Consider the following 16,786-nt stretch of genomic DNA (forward strand, 5'->3'; position numbering starts at 1 on the left):
ACCCCTCCCCCTTTTTAATGGGGGAAGTATGTATCAAGCCGACAATAGAGGGAATTCTTGCTTACCCCCGGAGCGTCCCGCCGGTTGCCTTTTCGACCGCCGCGACGATCTTTTTCGAGACCTCTTCCAGCTCTTCGTCGGTCAGCGTCTTTTCGACCGGCTGCAAGGTCACCTCGATGGCAAGCGACTTCTGGTCGTCCCCCAGCGAACCGCCCTCGAAGAGATCGAAAAGCGAGACATTGACGATGAGCTTCTTGTCGGCTCCCTTCGCGACACGGATGAGCTTGTCCGCGGGCACGTCCGACGCCACCACGAAAGCAAAATCGCGGCGGACCGGCTGAAGGTCGGCCAAGTCGAGCGGCGGCCTGGCGCGCGTCGCTTTCCTTTTCGGCGCGGGGATCGCTTCGGGGAAGATTTCGAATGCGACGAGCGGTCCGGCCACATCCATCCCTTCCAGCACACGGGGATGGATTTCACCGAAATAGCCCAGCACGTTTTTCGGGCCCAGGCGGAAAACGCCGGAGCGGCCGGGGTGGTACCAGGCTGGCGCGTCCGCTGAAATCTGGAGATTGTCCACCGGCGCGCCGAGGCTTGCGAGCAGCGCCGACGCATCGGCCTTGGCATCGAAAACCTCGACCGGACCGGCCTTGCCCTGCCAGTGACAGCCGCGGGCATCCGGCCGCGCCGTGGCGCGGCGAATGCCGCTTGCCGCCAGCACCTGGCCTTCGGGGGTTTCGTTCTCGAACTGCTGACCGACCTCGAAGAGCGCGAGGTCGCCATAGCCGCGATCCGTGTTTCGGCCCGCAACCGCGATGAGGCCCGGCAGCAGGCTCGGACGCATGTCGCTCATGTCGCTCGAAATCGGATTGGCGAGCTTCAGGCCCGGCGTCGCCGCCCCGCCGCCGAAAAGATCGGCATGGGGACCGGAAATGAAGGACCAGTTGACCGTTTCCACGAGGCCGCGCGCAGCCAGCACGCGGCGTGCAAGGCGCTCGCGTTTTTGCACCGTGGTGAGGACGGGCTGCGAGACCTCGTGACGACGCGGCAAGGCAACCGACTTCACCTCGTTGAGGCCATGCACGCGCACGACCTCTTCCACGAGATCGGCTTCGCCTTCCACATCGGGACGCCAGCTCGGCACCCCGACCGTCAGGCGGTCGCCATCCGTCACATCGAAACCCAGAGCCGTCAGGATACGGATGGATTCCTCGCGCGGCAGGTCGAGGCCGGTGAGGCGCTTCACCCGGGCCGGATCGAAGGAGATGGTTTTACTCACATCCGGCTCGGCACCTGCGATCACTTCCGCGCTCGGGCTTCCGCCGCAAAGCTGCATGACCATCCGGGTTGCGAGCGTCAGCCCGTCGCGCACGAAGGCGGGATCGACGCCGCGCTCGAAGCGGTAGCGCGCATCCGACACGATGCCGGTATCGCGGCCCGTGCGAGCAGTGCGGATGGGGTCGAAATATGCGCTCTCGATGAACACATCGGTGGTTTCTTCGGTCGAGCCCGACTCCTCGCCGCCCATCACGCCGGCAAGGCCCAACACGCGGGCGCCATCGGCGATGACGCACATTTCCGGCGTCAGCTCATATTCCTTCTCGTCCAGCGCCTTGAGCTTTTCGCCCTGCTTCGCCAGACGCGCACCGATATCGCCGCTCACTTTCGAGGCGTCATAGACATGGAGCGGGCGGCCCCGGTCATAGGAGATGTAGTTGGTGATATCGACCAGCGCGTTGATGGGGCGCAGGCCGATGGCCTTCAGGCGCTTTTGCAGCCATTCCGGCGACGGGCCGTTTGTCACGCCCTTCACCATGCGGCCCGCGAAGACCGGGCAGGCATCTTCCGCGCCCGCCGGGAAGTCGAGCCAGATTTTCGTCTCGCTCTCGAACTTGCCGTCGATTTCCGGAATGTCGTCGATGACAAGCTGGCCGAGACCGGCGGCAGCGAGGTCGCGCGCGACGCCGCGCACGCCGAGACAGTCCGGACGGTTCGGCGTGATGGCGATCTCGATCACGGGATCGTTCGCGCCCAGCACTTCCGAAGCGGGCGTGCCGACGGCCCAGTCGCCATCAAGGTCGACAATGCCTTCATGCTCGTCGGAAAGTTCCAGCTCGCGCTCGGAACACATCATGCCGTTCGACTCGACGCCGCGAATTTTCGTCGGCTTCAGCACCATGCCGTTCACCGGAATGGTGGCGCCAGGCGGTGCGAAAATGCCGCTCATGCCGGCACGCGCATTGGGCGCGCCGCAGACGACCTGCAGATCCTTTTCCTCGCCCTCGATGAGCGCACGGACCTTCAGCACCTGGAGCTTGTCGGCGTCCGGGTGCGGGCCCGCTTCCAGCACCTTCGCCACGGCAAAGGGGGCGAGGCGCTGCGCGGGATCTTCCACGCCCTCGACCTCGAGGCCGAGCATGGTCAGCTTCTCGACGATCTCGTCGAGCGTGGCGTCGGTTTCCAGATGATCCTTCAGCCAGGAGAGAGTGAACTTCACGACGAGAGCCCTCCGGCAAGTGTCGGCACATCGAGCGCGGCGAAGCCGTAATGCCGCAGCCAGCGCAGATCGGATTCGAAGAAGGCGCGGAGATCCGGGATGCCGTATTTGAGCATGGCGATCCGGTCGATCCCCATGCCGAAGGCGAAGCCCTGATATTTCTCGGGATCGACGCCGCAGTTCTTCAGCACATTGGGATGGACCATGCCGCAGCCGAGGATTTCCAGCCAGTCATCGCCCTCGCCGATCCGGATTTCGTTGCCGAGACGCGCGCAACGCACATCGACTTCCATCGAGGGTTCGGTGAAGGGGAAGAAGGAGGGGCGGAAACGCAGTTCCACGCCTTCCACCTCGAAAAAGGCGCGCAGGAATTCCTCCAGCGTCCATTTCAGATGGCCGAGATGGGTTTCCTCGTCGATGACGAGGCCCTCGATCTGGTGGAACTGGGGGGTATGCGTCTGGTCGCTGTCGCAGCGATAGGTGCGGCCCGGTGCGACGAAACGGAAAGGCGGCTTGCCCGCTTCCATGGTGCGCGCCTGAACGGGGCTCGTATGGGTGCGCAACAGCAGGCGCGAGCCGTCTTCGCGCGGCTCGAAATAGAAGGTGTCGTGCATCTCCCGCGCAGGGTGGCCTTCGGGGAAGTTGAGCGCGGTGAAGTTGTAATTGTCGGTCTCGATGTCCGGGCCCTGCTCCACGGCAAAGCCCATATCGGCGAAGATCGAGATGACCTCGTCATAGACCTGGGAGAGCGGGTGGATGCGGCCCTGTTCCAGCGCGCTGTCGCGCACGGGCAGCGTCACATCGACTTTCTCGGTGGCAAGCCGGGCTTCCAGCACCGCTTCTTTCAGCGCGGATTTGCGGGCGGCGAGCGCCTCGTTCAGCCGGTCCTTGAGGCCATTGAGCTTCGGCCCCATCTCCTTGCGCTCTTCGGGGCTCATCTTGCCGAGCCCTTTCATGAGCTCGGAGACGCGGCCCTTCTTGCCCAACGCCGCGATGCGGACGTCTTCCAGCGTCGCTTCGTCCAGCGCATCCTCGATGGCGGTGGTGAATTCCGCCTCGAGGCGGTCGAGTTCGCTTTGATCGGTCATCTTTCGCGCCTGTCGCTTTCCGTCTTCGCTCATCCATCGCACTGCTCATGCCGAAGGACATGTGGCAGCAGCTGCCGCGCCGGGTCCGGCGAGGGGCATCGGAGGGAAAACGGAAGGCGAGCAATCCGGCGATCCGCCTCTCCCCCGAGCTTGTCGTCCGGGGGGCGGTCCGGCGCCCGTCAGAGACGGTCCGCGATCAGTTCAGCGCGGACTTGGCCTGCTCGACAAGCGCCTTGAAGGCCTCGGGTTCACGGATGGCGAGATCGGAGAGAACCTTGCGGTCCACCTCGATGCCAGCCTTGCCGAGACCGTCGATAAATCGCGAATAGGTCAGGCCGTGCTCGCGGACACCGGCGTTGATACGCTGGATCCAGAGGGCGCGGAAATTGCGCTTCCTCGTGCGGCGGTCGCGATAGGCGTACTGGCCGGCCTTTTCCACGGCCTGATTGGCAACGCGGAACGTATTCTTGCGGCGGCCGTAATAGCCTTTCGCCTTGGAAATAACCTTGCGGTGACGAGCATGGGCGGTAACGCCACGTTTCACGCGGGACATGATAGCTCTCCTCTAAGAGAAAATTTGGACCGGAACCCCGTAAGCCTTTTTCAGGCTGGCCTTATTTCAGGCCGTAGGGTGCAAATACCTTCTTGATGCGCTCGGCATCGGCCTCATGGACGATGGTCGTGCCGCGCAAATTGCGGATCTGCTTGTTGGTCCGTTTGATCATGCCGTGACGCTTGCCGGTCTGGCCGCGCTTCACTTTGCCGGTGGCGGTGAAGGAAAAACGCTTCTTCACACCACTCTTGGTCTTCAGCTTGGGCATTTCGCTCTCCGTTCTTCTGAGGAACCCGCAAGTGAAGACCTTGATTTCATTGAAGAAATCGAAGAGGACGCGGGTTCGGGTCATGGCTTTCGGACAGGCAAGGCATGCCCTACAGGCCGGCCCGTCCCGAAGTCGCGGATTTATAAGGGAAAAAGGGCTGAGGTCAAGGGGCCGGATCGGCTAGTTTGACGCATCTTCAGAGGAGTAACTCATGAGTCGGTTTTTCGGGAAAGTCTGCCAGAACGGCTATGTCGTGCGCGATATCGAGGCGGCGCTCACGCACTGGACGGAGGTGCTGGGGGTCGGGCCGTTCTATTACATCGAGCGGGTGGAGTGCGACTGGTTCACCTATAAGGGCGAGCCCTCGCCGGTGGAGATGAGCATCGCGCTCGCCAATACGGGCGATCTGCAGATCGAGCTCATCCAGCAGCGCAACGATGCGCCCTCCATGTATATGGATTTCCTGAATGCAGGCCGCGAGGGGCTGCAGCATATGTCCTACTGGACGACCGAGTTTCAGGCCGATTACGACCGCGCCGTCGCGGCGGGCTACAAGGTCGGCCATGAAGGCCAGATCGGCGGGCCTCAGGGGCGGTTCGTCTATTTCGACACCGAGACCCATCCGGGCACGGTGATCGAGATGTCGGATATCAGCGGCGCGAAGGGCAAGTTCTTCGAGCATATCCGCAAGGCCGCAGCCGACTGGGACGGCAGCAACCCGATCCGCCCGGTGCGGTGAGGCGGACGAGCTAATTCCCTACCTGCCTTCAAAGAACTGAAAACCGTCCGGACCGTAGGTCAGCGATTTCCTTTCTTTCGATGCTGCCTTCTGCCATTTCGCCGCTTTTTCCTCGTCACGCTCGCGGCCCAGGCCCTCTTTGTACGCGAAAGCGAGCTTCCTCTGAGCTTCAGTATTGCCCGCTCTTGCCGCACGCTCATACCAATCCATTGCTTTCGTCCAGTTGCGCGCCACCCCGATACCAGACGAATAAAGGCGCGCCAGCGACAGAGCTGCGTCAACATTTCCAGCTTCAGCCAACAGCTTCAACCTGTGCCGCGCTTTCGTTGCCACATCGGCATCATCTCTTTTCACGGCGCCGAGAATCTCAAACTCCAATCGCGTGACTTTTGCCGACTCCATGCCTTTTTTTTCGACAACGGACAGCCAATGCAGGCCCTTCTGTTCGTTCCCCTCGCCAAACATTCCAGAAAGGTAAGCCCTTGCGAGTATGAGTTGCGCCATCGGCACATCATTTTCTGCGGCCTGATTGAGCCAATATTCCGGGCGGGGAACTCTTTTACCGATTCTTCCTCCTGCGAGTTCAAAGGCACCCAAGTGAGCCTGCGCAATCGGATAACCATGCTTTGCAGCTCCATGCAGCAACCAACCCGCTTCCTTCGTCCTTCCTCCTGCGTCTAGTGCGCGCGATAGCTGAAAGCGATATCGATCATTGTCGGGGTTTTGAACCGCCGCCGCCAAACAGGCTTGGACGGCGCTGTCAGGCTCAATGTCATCGAAGGCTACGCCTTGGGCCTCGCGCGCCGGATCGAATGGATCGGAAGCAAGCCGATCACACAGCTCACCGGCATCCGAACCAGCAGAGGCTATCGCTTCGCAGGATAGGCAAACACCCAGAAAGGCCAGCCAAATCAAGCAAAATGCGCGGCCAACCCTTGCGACAATGCCGGAAGGCATTGTCCAGCATTCAATTTTCTTCGATGCGCCAATCTGAAAAACCAAGACCACCCCCCTTCGGTCTTCGTTTCCAATGCTCGCTTTTTTCGTACCTTGTCGTCTAGCTCAAAAATGGAATGCGGCGACACTCGATCTGGCGCACTCTCGCCCCATCGCTCCATCTGCCCGAGAGAGTGCTGCTATGTTCCAGCCCGAAACCGCCGGCCATCTGATGAGCCGCCGTGTCGCCACGCTGCCCGCCGACGGCATGGCGGGCGAATGGCGCCACCGGCTTCATGAAAACGAGTGGGAAGTGGTGGACCCGGTCTTCGTAACGGATGAAGGCGGCCGCTTTCTGGGCGCGATGCATCTCGTCACGCTGTACGACGCCCCCGAGGGCAGCACGATCGCCTCGCTTATGCGGATAGACTGGCCGCGCGTCATGCCCGAGACCGATCAGGAAGCCATCGCGACGATTGCCCGCGAAAACGAAGTCTCCGACGTGCCGGTGGTCGACGAGGCGGGAAAGCTTCTGGGCTGCGTCACCGCGCTCCACCTGCTCGACGTCATCTGGCGCGAGCATGTGGAAGATATGCAACGCTTCACCGGTACGATGAAGGCGACCCGCACCGCGCGGCACGCGCTGGAGGATTCGCCGCTCAGCCGGTTCGCAAGGCGGCTGCCCTGGCTGCTGGTCGGACTTGGCGGCAGTGTGGCGGCGACCTCCATCATGGCGGGTTTCGAGACGGAACTGTCGGCCAATGTCGAGATCGCCTTCTTCATTCCGGCGCTCGTCTATCTGGCGGATGCCATCGGCACGCAGACCGAGGCGGTCGCCGTGCGCGGACTGTCGCTCAGTCACAAGCCGCTCTGGGAGATCTTCGGCGGCGAGCTGGCGACGGGGTTGCTGCTCGGCCTTGCGCTCGGGGCGCTTTCCTTCCTGCTGATATGGGCAGGGTTCGGGGATGCATGGCTGGGGTTCGGCGCGGCGCTGTCGCTGGTCGCGGCAGGCGGCGCAGCGAGCAGTGTCGGCCTCATCTTCCCGTGGATACTGAGCCGAATGGGTGTGGACCCGGCTTTCGGCTCGGGCCCGGTCGCCACCATCGTTCAGGACATGCTGAGCCTGATCGTCTACTTCACGGTGATGACCGCTTTCGTGGTCAAGACGATGTGAGGGAACTGCCTAGTCGGCAGCGCCCTTCAAGTCGTTGAGCACTTCTTCGCGCGTCCTCTCCCAGGTCAGCTTGCTGCCCTCGCGGCCGAGCATGGTGATGGGGTCGGCATTGTCCACATGGCCATAGAGCCCGCGATAGACGGAATAGCCGCACAGCTCCTGCAAACGGCGCGGAAACTTCTTCGCCTCTTCAAGCGGAACGCCGAGGTACTGGTTTTCCTGCTGACGCATAAAGCCCGCGCAGTAATAGTTGGCCACGCAGAAACGGCGCTCATCCGTACGGTTGGTGCCACCCGCATGCCAGAGGCTGCCATGCCAGAAAAGCACGGAGCCCGCAGGCATTTCGCCCGCCACCGTATCGCGCTCGATATCGTAGCCGGGGTTGTAGCCCGATGCCTTGTGGCTGCCGGGCACGAGGCGCGTCGCGCCGTTTTCTTCCGTGAAGTCTGAAATCGCCCAAATGCAGTTCAGCGTGAAGGGCTGATGCGGCTTCGGCACCGGGATCAACTGGTCGTCGGCATGCAGAGGCTGCGCGCCCTGTCCGGGGCACAGCGTGATCGAACTCAGGGAGGAAAGCTGAAGCTCCCTGTCCAGCACACGCTCGGCAAAAGGGAGCGCCGCCGGATGGACAGGGACTTTCCAGAAAGTGGGGCCGTGCGCGAGCAGATTGTAGATGCGGACCGTGTTCTTGCCTTCGAAGCTGGTCTCGCGAAAGCCGATTTCATGCTCGCGCTCGACGCGCAGCAATTCCTCGCGGATTTCCTCCACCAGATCCTTTTCGATCACATTCTCGAAAACGACGAAGCCGTCCCGTTCAAAGGCTTCCATCTTGGCGTCGAGATCGATGCCGGATGCAGGCATGTCTCCTCCCCGTCTTCTGTATCGGAATAAAACGGGGGCGGACGGCATGACACCATCCGCCCCCGCGAAGCAGCTTTACGCCATCGCGTCGCGGAACATGCCCGCATATTCCTCGGCGCTGGCGGGCTTGGGATTGGTGAAGGTGCAGACGTCGCGCGCGGCGTGGGCCGAGAGATAGTCGATCCGGTCTTCGGTGACGCCCATTTCCGACAGGTTCTTCGGCAGGCCCAGACGCTGGTTCAGCGCCTCGATCTCTTCGGCCACATCCGCCGTCTGCTTCAGGCCCATCGCCTCGCGGATGCGGGGCAGCGCCTCGCCGATGCGGTCGTGGTTGTAGCGCAGCACGGTCGGCATCACGACGGCGTTGAGCGTGCCGTGATGGAGGCCGAGCTCCTTCACCGAACCGCAGGCATGGCTCATGGAATGCACCGCGCCCAGCCCCTTGGTGAAGGCCATGGCGCCTTCGGTGGAGGCCAGCATCATGTTCCAGCGCGCTTCCTCGTTCTTGCCGTCGGCGACGGCGGCCTCAAGGAAGCCCTGGCCGAGACCGCGGCGGATACCGTCGAGACCCACGGCTTCAGCGGGCGGGTTCACCTGCGGCGAGCACACGGCCTCAATGCAGTGCGCCATGGCGTCCATGCCGGTGGCGGCGGTGAGCATGGGCGGCAGGCCGATGGTGAGCTGCGGGTCGCAGATCGCCATGCGGGGCACGAGGTTCTTCGACGCCAGAATGAGCTTCTCGCCATTGTTCATGACGACGACGGAACCGGAGGACACCTCGCTGCCCGTGCCGGAAGTGGTGGGCACGGCGATCAGCGGCGCCACCGCGCCGATTTTCGCCACGCCGCCCATGCCGGCGGTGTAGCCGAGAAGATCGCCCTCATGCGTGACGTTGAGCGCAACCGCCTTGCCGAGGTCGATGGAGGAGCCGCCACCGACGGAGACGATGCCGTCGCAGCCTTCGGCCTTGTAGATTTCAGCGGCTTCCAGCACCGCGTTCTCGGTGGGGTTGGCCGGCGTACCGTCATAAATGGTCGGCTGGATGTCGTTCGGGATGGCGCCGCGCACCTTGTCGAGAATGCCGGCAGCGACAATGCCCTTGTCGGTGCAGATGAGCGGGCGCTTGATGCCGTTTGCCTGAAGCGCGGCGGCGAGCTGGCTGATGGCGCCGTGATCGAGAACGGTGGTCGTGCAGAATGTCAGATTGGCCATGGCGGGCCTCCTCCCTGATGCTGTTCTTGTCGCCCTTTCATCGAAGGGCTTTCAGAAAGCCTAGCACAAGTTTCCGGTACGGAAGGGAGGATCGTTCGGGGGATCAGGCGGAAAGAGGCCGACGGGCTTCGAGCGCGGGAAGGAAAATCGCAAAGGAAGAACCGCGACGGGGCTCGGATTCCACATGGATGCTCCCCCCCTGCATCTCGGTGAGCGTTTTCACCAGATAGAGGCCGAGACCGGTGCCCTGTCGGGATGGGTTGTAGGAATTATCCACCTGCTCGAAAGGATCGAAAATCGACTTCAGTTTCGCCGCCTCGATCCCCCGTCCATTGTCCGTAACGGAGATGACGAAGCCCCGGCCCTCGCGCTCCAGCGCGACCTCGATCGTGCCGTCGCGCTGAGTGTATTTGACGGCGTTGCCGATCAGGTTCAGCAGGATCTGCTTCATGGCTCGGATATCCACCATCGCATGGCTGTCGTCGCACTCGATCCGGACTGCCAGGTGCTGACGCTGCTCCGCGGCAAGCGGCTTCATGGTGGCGACAGCGGAATGGACAATATCTTCCAGATCCTCCTCTTCGATATTCAGCTCCATACGGCCGGAATCGGCTTTGGCGACGTCGAGGAGGTCGTTGATCATACCGAGCAGCATCTGCCCGTTTTCATTGATCTGTCCGATGTATTCCCTTTCGGGGTCTTCCGTGTCGGGATGATTTTTCTTCAGGAGCTCGGAGAAACCGATCAGCGCGGTGAGGGGCGTCCTCAGCTCATGGCTCATACTGGCCAGAAAGCTCGATTTGGAGACTGCGCCTTCCTGCGCTTTCTCCGCCAGTTCATCTGCGCGCCGGAGCGCCGACGCCAGCTCGGCCTCCCGAGCCGACATTCTGCGCATCGTGTCGCGCTGCCACGCATCCCGGCGGGCCTGAGATATGCTCTGGCGCAAACGCATGGCATAGACCGCTCCGCTCAGGATCGTGGCGATCAGCATACCGAAGAGGAAATGCGGCCAGTGTTCGTCATCCGCGTTCATGCGCCAGGCAACCAGGACACTGCCGATCAGAATACCGGAGAAGATGAAATATATTTCCTGCCGGTGAGACATCAGCCCGAGCCCCACAATAGCGAAAGCCGCATTGGTGGTCAGTTTGGGCTCGCCGAGCAATAGCTGATGAAGACATGTGTTCCACACCACCAGCCCAAGAAGCACCGCTTCGACGATATATGGGTGATGAAACAAGCGCGGGTCGCGTGTGAACCCGACAGCTATCACAAAGGCGGCAAGCCCGCTCGCGCCGACCGAGACGACCAGCGTGTCGCGCCAGGGTTCTTCGACGAGAAAATAATGCGCCGGAGTGAGCAAGGCACAGAGCACCGCCACCGCCGCGGCCAGGACCGGCACGGAGGCGCGCGCGTTGCGTAAGTTCAGGCGTGAAAGACTTTCCTGCATCGGGCTTTCTCGAAGGCGGGCTGCCGCATCGAGAAGCATGCAGAATGCGACTTAAAAAAGGATTATTTCACGCAAGTACCGGACGGCTGGAGATCTGTGCCTAAACGCCACAATCTCAGCCGCAAATATCCAGGCTCAGCCGCAAAAGATCCGGGTGATTTTCCCGTCCTTGTCATATTCGACATTCAGCCGGGTCGGGATGTGATCCATTGTGAGCATGGATCCTTTCTCGAAGAAGCGGGTCCGCGTGACATGCACCACACGGGAAATTTCGAGCATATGCCGCAGGCCCTCATATGGCTTGCCCACCCATTGCCCGGCAAAGCCGGCGGCCACCTCGTTGCAGTCTTTCGGCATTTCGGAACTCTGCTCGGGCGGCTTGTGCGCCGGCATGGCCGCCTCCTCCCGGTCGCAGGCGGCCAGAAGGCTCGCACCGCTCATCGCCATAATGAGTGCAAACGCTTCCGACCGCATGTTCATCTCCTTCAATCGGCTGCGGTGTTCTCGTTCACCTGCGCCTTTTTCACCGATGCCTTGACGACCGGAATATCTTTATCGGCCAGTTCCGGCATGCGGTTCTTGCGCTTCAGTGCGGCCTCGATATAGGGCGCCAGCTCTTCCGCCTTCTTCTTTTCCCGCTCCACGCGACGGGCGGCAAACTCAGGCATCACCTCGGCAGCGAAGAGTTCCAGCGATTCGCAGATCTGGTCGTGCTTGTTGCGGCCAGCCTGCTGCATGAAGATCACCTGATCGACACCTGCCTCCTCGAAGGCGGCGAGATGCTTGCGCATATCGTCCGGCGTGCCGATGCCGGTCGCAATCGCATCGGCACGTTTGGAGGCCTCGACGATCTCCTCGGTGCGGTTGCCCCGCGCCTCGATATAGCTCCCCCACAGGTTCGAGCGGCCCGGCACGGTGTCATGCGCGACGAGCGCGTTGAGCGCATAGCCGAAGAACTCGAACCCTTCATGTCCGCGGCGGATCGCTTCAGCGCGATCATGATGCAGCGAGAAGTTCGAGACCATGGCGATGTTGGCGTTGACCGAATGGCCGATGGGTTTGCACTCGTCCGATTTGATGATGCCGTAATAGATGTCGGCCCAGTTCTTCGCTTCTTCCGGATCGACGAAGGAAAAGGCGAGCGCGCCGACGCCAAGCGAGGCCGCTACGCGGATCGTGTCGCGATTTGTGCATGCCATCCACATGGGCGGATGCGGATTCTGCATCGGCTTCGGGATTACATTGCGGCAGGGCATGGAGAAATACTGCCCTTCGAACCCCGGATAGGGCGTCATGGTCATCATGTTGGCGATCTGCTCGGCCGCTTCGATGGCGATGGCGCGCTTTTCCTTGGCGGGAATGTTGAAGCCCCCAAGCTCCAACCGCGTCGCCCCCTCGCCAAAGCCGAACTCGACGCGCCCGTTCGACATGATGTCGAGGGTCGCCAGCGCTTCCGCCGTGCGGGCGGGGTGATTGTAGTTGGGGATCACCTGCCGGATGCCGTGACCGATCCGAATGTTTTTCGTCCGCGCGGCGGCGGCGGCAAGGAATACTTCGGGTGCGGAGGAATGGGAATATTCCTCGAGGAAGTGATGCTCCACCTCCCATGCATGGTCATAGCCCAGCTTGTCGGCCAGCACGACCTGCTCCAGCGCCTCATGAAAGAGGCGGTGTTCGTCGCCCTCCTCCCAGGGTCGTGGAAGCTGCAATTCATAAAAGACACCGAAACGCATGAGATCCTCCCAAATCATTTTTGTCGTTGGGAGGATTATAGGCATCCCGACCCCGCCTCATGCAAAGGCGGCGTTGGCCGTGACTTTTATGCGCTGCAGCATGTCCCTATCCGGCGGCGCCGCCCCGGTCGGCCTTTTTATGGCGCCTCTCCAGCTCGGCCCGCGCTTTTTCCCTTCCGGGCTCGCCGCTTTCCGCATCGGCGATCTTTTGCAGCGCTTCGTGGGAAAGATGGCGCAAAGAGCCCGACGCATCTTCCCGGGCGGCTTCACGCATCAGATGCTGAGAGCCGTAGAAAGAGGACTTATGCCGTCTGCGGCGCCCGGAAAACCGGCGCCAGAAAGAAGAAAATGTGAGCATGTCGCTCCCGATCCGTCGGGAAGAAGGGGTCCTTCTTCCGGAAACAAAAACCTGAGCGCTTTCCTCACGCAACACGTTGGTCGCTTTTGCGGCAGCGGGGCTTGGCGGCATAGCAATCGGGCCGCGCAGCACCTCTGTCCCGAGTTTGTACACTTTTCAGGAGGAGTAAAGCCAGCTCAGGTGAATGTGTTCACACCGATTTCCGTCACTTTCGTGAAGCGTGTGGGTTGGCATGAAGCGGTGCGGGCGGAATTATTCGGCTGCGAGGCCGTCCCGCCCGGATAAATCCGCCCGCTCGGCCTCTCGAATTCCAAGCTTTTGCCGGATCTCCCGCCTGGTTTTCATTTCGCGGCGGGCGGCCTCCACCCAGCTGGAGTTCTTATTGGCCGCGATGACTTGCGCCAGTTCCTCGTCGGAAAAGCGTATCAGGTCGATGAAGCCGGTGTTTTCCAGCGCCCGTCGCATGAAAGTCTGTGAATCGTAATAGGAAACGCGGCGCCGGTGCGGGATCGCCTTCACGAGCATACGCTTTAGAATTGAAACCATTCCATTCACTCCGCCTTTCTCGGGAGGCAGACCCTTTCGGCTGGCCGCGCTCCATTTCAGTACACCCTTAGTTTTACTCCTTTCCGTTGATCATTAGTGAAACACACGGTCCGAATATCGAGAGTTCACTCCAATTCGGAGCAATGGACGGCAGGCCGCATCGCCGCTAGCCTTCGCCGCCACGGATGGTGCGGAACAGGTGGAGAACGGGGTTGGAACGAGTTTTGAAGATCGCTCATCGGGGCGGGGCCGGCCTCTGGCCGGAAAACACGATGGAAGCCTTCGAGCGGGCGATCGCGGCAGGCGCGGACGGCATCGAACTCGACGTGCATCTGTCGGCGGATGGCGTGCTGGCGGTTCATCACGACGAGAGCCTGAAGCCCGCCATCGCCCGCGGGCCCGACGGGGAATGGCTGACACGGCCCACGCCGCTGCTGAAAGACCTCAGTTTCGAGGACATGCAGCGCTACGACATCGGGCGGCTGAGGCCGGGCGCGGGCTATTCATCGCGCTACCCGGACCAGACGGCTTTCGACGGGGCGCGTATTCCCGCGCTTCGCGATGTCTATGAGCTGGTCAAGACAAAGGCGGGAAGCAGCTTCCGGCTCTATGTGGAACTCAAGACCGCACTTCTCGATCTCAGTCAGTCCGCCGACCCGGCGGCGCTGGCGGAGGCCGCGGTGGCGCTGACGCGCGCGCACGGGCTTTCGAAGCAGGTGACCTTCGTTTCCTTCGACTGGCGGGCGCTGGCGCGAGCGAAAGAGATCGCGCCGGAGATCGAAAACGCCTTCACCACGCTGCCCTTCTACCAGATCGACCCGGAAGACCCCTCCGCCGCGCGGGACGAGCCCGGCTCCACGGATGAGAAACTGCGCGCCGCCTCCGCCTCAGGCGCGCCCTGGGCGAACGGTTATGACTGGCGGGATCAGCAGGGCGCGGATTTCGCCCCGCGCATGCTGAAAGCCATCGCCGCCGGGCCCGCCGACGGATGGTTCGCCTGGCATGGCGACGTGACGGAGGCGAGCGTCGCGGTCTGCCGCGAGGCGGGGCTTTCGGTTTCCTGCTGGACGGTGGACGACGAGACAGAGATGCGCCGCCTTATCGCGCTCGGCGTCGATGCGATCCTGACCGACCGGCCGGACCGGCTGTCGAAGGCGCTGGCCAGTTGAAATACAAAAAGCCCGGCGGAGACCGCCGGGCCCTTTTCGTCTTCGCCGGATGCGGGTGTCAGCGCGGCGCCAGTACCATGACCATCTGGCGGCCTTCGAGACGGGGATAGGATTCGACCTTGGCGATCTCGTCCACCTCTCCCTTCACCTTGTTCAGAAGCTGCATGCCGAGCTCCTGATGCGCCATCTCGCGGCCACGGAAGCGGAGCGTCACCTTGACCTTGTCCCCTTCCTCGAAGAAGCGAAGCATGCTGCGCATCTTCACTTCGTAGTCATGCGTGTCGATGTTGGGGCGCATCTTGATTTCCTTGACCTCGACGGTCTTCTGCTTCTTGCGCGCCTCATTGGCCTTCTTCTGGGCCTGGTATTTGAACTTGCCGTAATCGAGCAGCTTGCATACGGGAGGCTTCGCATTGGGCGAGACCTCGACCAGATCCAGGCCGGATTCGGCGGCCATCTGCATGGCATCCTCGATCGCCACCTCGCCGCGCTTTTCGCCTTCGGCGTCAATCAGCAGCACGGTGCGTTCGGTGATCATGTCGTTGACGCGCGGGCCGTCTTTTGACGGTGCGGGCGCCTGGTGCGGTCTGCGAGCTATGAACTGGTCTCCTTCGAGCTGGGCGATCGGCCTGTTTGTCTGGCTCAGACCTTCATGACAGCCGGAGACGAGGCATCGCCTTTTCTCCTTCGTGGCATGACGGAGCTTCTCTGGAAGCCCCGATCGCGGGGTTTACGCTGCAATCCTATAGATTTGTGATGTCGTGGCCGCAAGTCAAGAAACAGGTGGATGGTCCTTTTCCGCGTCATACCAGGGAATAGAAGGCCTCACGGACCAGCGCAGGAGGCGGCTTCGGACGGTCGGCGCAAGGTCGTAGCCGCATGCCGCGCCCGCCCAGGACAAACGCCTGGAAAGCGTCAGAAACCGCAAGGGACCGCGCATATTGCCGTCCCGCCAGTGCGCGGCAAGGGGAATATCCGCCGGGGTTTCGGCGCCTTCATGGGTCAGAAGCAGCAGCGCCGCGCCGCCATGGACCGCCGATATCCGCCGGAGTACCGGCCCCGGCGTTTTTCCCCGCTCCCGAAGCATCATCACCACGACCGGCGGGGCCGGGAGGTCCTTTTCAGTCATTTCGCGGCCAGCAGGCGCGCGTAGATTTCGAGCGTGGAGCGGCACATTGCACCGACCGAATAATGCGCCACGGCGTTCATCCGGCCGTTCCGGCCCATCGCATGACGGTCGGCCTCGCTCATGTCGATGATTTTCCGCATCGCGGCGGCGAGCGCTTTCGCATCGCCGGCCGGCACACGCAGGCCCGTCGCCCGTTCAAGCCCGCCCTCATCCGACGGATCGCGCACCGTTTCGCGCTGGCCGCCCGCGTCGGAAACGATGACGGGCCGCGCCATGGCCTGCGCCTCCACCGCGGTGCGGCCGAAAGGCTCCGGTTCGATGGAAGGAGAAACAACCGCGTCGGCCAGCGCGTAGGCCGCCGGCATGTCGTCGCAATTGCCGCAGATGCGGACATGCGGCCCCAGCCGGGCGTCGGCGATCCGGTGTTCCAGCTCGGCCTTGTAGCTCTCGCGGGCCTGATGGTCGCCGACGATGCAGAGCGAAAAAGCGGTAACACCTTCATCGAAGAGGATCTTTGCCGCTTCGATGGAGAGGAACTGGCCCTTCCAGCGCGTCAGCCGCGCGGGATGAATGAAGACGGGACCCAGCTCATAGGGTTTCCACGCCGCGCGCAGCGCGTCCATGCGCCGAGGCTCGACCTTGTCTGCATCCAGCGCCGCAACATCGACGCCGCGCGGCACGGTGAAGACACGCGCCTCATCCGGCCCGTGAACGCGCCGGATACGGTCTGCCGTGTAATGGCTGTTGGCGATGACGGCATCGCCCTTCGCCATGACGGAATTGTAGAAGACCTTCAGGGTGGGCTTTTCATGCACGCGCGAATGATAGGTCGTAACGAAAGGGCGACCCGAGCGCCGCGCGGCGGCCAGCGCGCTCCATGCCGGCGCCCGGCTTCGCGCGTGAACGAGGCTTACGCCTTCGCGTTCCACAAGCCGCGTCAGCCGCTCCACATTGAGCGCCATTACCACCGGGTTCTTGGAATGGACCGCAAGCTCGATATGCTCGCCGCCCGCCGCTTCGAGTTCGGGCACCATGCGTCCGCCGCGGCTCGCGACAAGCGCCCGGCCGCCCGCCGC

At 62.4% G+C, this 16,786-nt stretch carries 18 protein-coding genes; 3 read left to right on the plus strand and 15 right to left on the minus strand.

Annotated elements, in window-relative coordinates:
* Positions 1–61: 61 nt before the first annotated feature.
* The 4 genes from pheT to rpmI all read right to left on the minus strand — a co-directional run bounded on the left by pheT (position 62) and on the right by rpmI (position 4,403).
* Positions 62–2,494, minus strand: coding sequence for a phenylalanine--tRNA ligase subunit beta (gene pheT, locus CMI59_RS06290; protein WP_293326210.1), 2,433 nt, complete (start codon positions 2,492–2,494; stop codon positions 62–64).
* Positions 2,491–3,582: a phenylalanine--tRNA ligase subunit alpha gene (pheS, locus tag CMI59_RS06295; RefSeq protein ID WP_293326213.1), complete on the minus strand. Its 1,092-nt coding sequence runs from the start codon at positions 3,580–3,582 to the stop codon at positions 2,491–2,493. The genes pheT and pheS overlap by 4 nt, the downstream gene beginning before the upstream one ends.
* Positions 3,583–3,778: 196 nt before the next feature.
* Positions 3,779–4,135, minus strand: coding sequence for a 50S ribosomal protein L20 (rplT, locus tag CMI59_RS06300; protein WP_293326215.1), 357 nt, complete (start codon positions 4,133–4,135; stop codon positions 3,779–3,781).
* A 61-nt stretch (positions 4,136–4,196) separates the two neighbouring features.
* On the minus strand, positions 4,197–4,403 hold the full coding sequence (gene rpmI, locus CMI59_RS06305) for a 50S ribosomal protein L35 (RefSeq protein WP_167091178.1): 207 nt from the start codon (positions 4,401–4,403) through the stop codon (positions 4,197–4,199).
* A gap of 211 nt (positions 4,404–4,614) precedes the next feature.
* On the opposite strand from rpmI, the gene CMI59_RS06310 reads away from it, so the two are divergent.
* Entirely contained in the window at positions 4,615–5,142 is a 528-nt protein-coding gene (locus CMI59_RS06310) for a VOC family protein (protein WP_293326218.1), read from the plus strand.
* Between the two features lie 18 nt (positions 5,143–5,160).
* On the opposite strand, the gene CMI59_RS06315 is transcribed toward CMI59_RS06310, so the two are convergent.
* Positions 5,161–6,144 carry a tetratricopeptide repeat protein gene (locus tag CMI59_RS06315; RefSeq protein WP_293326221.1) on the minus strand — a complete coding sequence of 328 codons (984 nt, stop codon included), beginning with the start codon at positions 6,142–6,144 and terminating at the stop codon, positions 5,161–5,163.
* A 136-nt stretch (positions 6,145–6,280) separates the two neighbouring features.
* Between CMI59_RS06315 and CMI59_RS06320 the strand changes: the two genes are divergently transcribed.
* Positions 6,281–7,252 carry a magnesium transporter gene (locus CMI59_RS06320; protein ID WP_293326223.1) on the plus strand — a complete coding sequence of 324 codons (972 nt, stop codon included), beginning with the start codon at positions 6,281–6,283 and terminating at the stop codon, positions 7,250–7,252.
* Between the two features lie 9 nt (positions 7,253–7,261).
* Here the strand turns inward: CMI59_RS06320 and CMI59_RS06325 are convergent, their stop codons facing one another.
* The 7 genes from CMI59_RS06325 to CMI59_RS06355 all read right to left on the minus strand — a co-directional run bounded on the left by CMI59_RS06325 (position 7,262) and on the right by CMI59_RS06355 (position 13,421).
* The gene (locus CMI59_RS06325; protein ID WP_293326226.1) at positions 7,262–8,113 is read right to left on the minus strand and encodes a phytanoyl-CoA dioxygenase family protein; all 852 of its coding nucleotides are present in this window, start codon (positions 8,111–8,113) and stop codon (positions 7,262–7,264) included.
* A 75-nt stretch (positions 8,114–8,188) separates the two neighbouring features.
* Positions 8,189–9,325: an iron-containing alcohol dehydrogenase gene (locus CMI59_RS06330; RefSeq protein WP_293326229.1), complete on the minus strand. Its 1,137-nt coding sequence runs from the start codon at positions 9,323–9,325 to the stop codon at positions 8,189–8,191.
* A 103-nt stretch (positions 9,326–9,428) separates the two neighbouring features.
* Entirely contained in the window at positions 9,429–10,775 is a 1,347-nt protein-coding gene (locus tag CMI59_RS06335; RefSeq protein ID WP_293326232.1) for a HAMP domain-containing sensor histidine kinase, read from the minus strand.
* 135 nt (positions 10,776–10,910) lie between these two features.
* On the minus strand, positions 10,911–11,249 hold the full coding sequence (locus tag CMI59_RS06340; protein ID WP_293326234.1) for an I78 family peptidase inhibitor: 339 nt from the start codon (positions 11,247–11,249) through the stop codon (positions 10,911–10,913).
* An 11-nt stretch (positions 11,250–11,260) separates the two neighbouring features.
* Positions 11,261–12,508 carry an LLM class flavin-dependent oxidoreductase gene (locus CMI59_RS06345; RefSeq protein WP_293326237.1) on the minus strand — a complete coding sequence of 416 codons (1,248 nt, stop codon included), beginning with the start codon at positions 12,506–12,508 and terminating at the stop codon, positions 11,261–11,263.
* Positions 12,509–12,614: 106 nt separating this feature from the next.
* Positions 12,615–12,998 (minus strand): hypothetical protein, encoded by a 384-nt coding sequence (locus tag CMI59_RS06350; RefSeq protein WP_293326240.1) that lies wholly within the window; start codon positions 12,996–12,998, stop codon positions 12,615–12,617.
* A 120-nt stretch (positions 12,999–13,118) separates the two neighbouring features.
* On the minus strand, positions 13,119–13,421 hold the full coding sequence (locus CMI59_RS06355) for a hypothetical protein (protein ID WP_293326242.1): 303 nt from the start codon (positions 13,419–13,421) through the stop codon (positions 13,119–13,121).
* A 203-nt stretch (positions 13,422–13,624) separates the two neighbouring features.
* On the opposite strand from CMI59_RS06355, the gene CMI59_RS06360 reads away from it, so the two are divergent.
* The gene (locus tag CMI59_RS06360; protein ID WP_293326244.1) at positions 13,625–14,581 is read left to right on the plus strand and encodes a glycerophosphodiester phosphodiesterase family protein; all 957 of its coding nucleotides are present in this window, start codon (positions 13,625–13,627) and stop codon (positions 14,579–14,581) included.
* Between the two features lie 58 nt (positions 14,582–14,639).
* On the opposite strand, the gene infC is transcribed toward CMI59_RS06360, so the two are convergent.
* From infC to CMI59_RS06375, 3 genes are all read right to left on the minus strand, one after another.
* On the minus strand, positions 14,640–15,179 hold the full coding sequence (infC, locus tag CMI59_RS06365) for a translation initiation factor IF-3 (protein ID WP_293326257.1): 540 nt from the start codon (positions 15,177–15,179) through the stop codon (positions 14,640–14,642).
* A 174-nt stretch (positions 15,180–15,353) separates the two neighbouring features.
* Positions 15,354–15,710 carry a hypothetical protein gene (locus CMI59_RS06370; protein ID WP_293326247.1) on the minus strand — a complete coding sequence of 119 codons (357 nt, stop codon included), beginning with the start codon at positions 15,708–15,710 and terminating at the stop codon, positions 15,354–15,356.
* A partial coding sequence (locus CMI59_RS06375) for a glycosyltransferase (RefSeq protein WP_293326249.1) occupies positions 15,707–16,786 on the minus strand: 1,080 nt, incomplete at its 5' end. The genes CMI59_RS06375 and CMI59_RS06370, both read right to left, overlap by 4 nt.

The sequence above is a fragment of the Parvibaculum sp. genome (assembly GCF_002684405.1).
GTDB lineage: Bacteria > Pseudomonadota > Alphaproteobacteria > Parvibaculales > Parvibaculaceae > Parvibaculum.

Excerpts from the sequence above, each read along its gene's own strand:
- pheS (WP_293326213.1), bottom strand. The coding sequence starts at position 3,582 with ATGACCGATCAAAGCGAACTCGACCGCCTCGAGGCGGAATTCACCACC.
- rplT (WP_293326215.1), bottom strand. The coding sequence starts at position 4,135 with ATGTCCCGCGTGAAACGTGGCGTTACCGCCCATGCTCGTCACCGCAAG.
- rpmI (WP_167091178.1), bottom strand. The coding sequence starts at position 4,403 with ATGCCCAAGCTGAAGACCAAGAGTGGTGTGAAGAAGCGTTTTTCCTTC.
- CMI59_RS06310 (WP_293326218.1), top strand. The coding sequence starts at position 4,615 with ATGAGTCGGTTTTTCGGGAAAGTCTGCCAGAACGGCTATGTCGTGCGC.
- CMI59_RS06320 (WP_293326223.1), top strand. The coding sequence starts at position 6,281 with ATGTTCCAGCCCGAAACCGCCGGCCATCTGATGAGCCGCCGTGTCGCC.
- CMI59_RS06325 (WP_293326226.1), bottom strand. The coding sequence starts at position 8,113 with ATGCCTGCATCCGGCATCGATCTCGACGCCAAGATGGAAGCCTTTGAA.
- CMI59_RS06330 (WP_293326229.1), bottom strand. The coding sequence starts at position 9,325 with ATGGCCAATCTGACATTCTGCACGACCACCGTTCTCGATCACGGCGCC.
- CMI59_RS06335 (WP_293326232.1), bottom strand. The coding sequence starts at position 10,775 with ATGCAGGAAAGTCTTTCACGCCTGAACTTACGCAACGCGCGCGCCTCC.
- CMI59_RS06340 (WP_293326234.1), bottom strand. The coding sequence starts at position 11,249 with ATGCGGTCGGAAGCGTTTGCACTCATTATGGCGATGAGCGGTGCGAGC.
- CMI59_RS06345 (WP_293326237.1), bottom strand. The coding sequence starts at position 12,508 with ATGCGTTTCGGTGTCTTTTATGAATTGCAGCTTCCACGACCCTGGGAG.
- CMI59_RS06370 (WP_293326247.1), bottom strand. The coding sequence starts at position 15,710 with ATGACTGAAAAGGACCTCCCGGCCCCGCCGGTCGTGGTGATGATGCTT.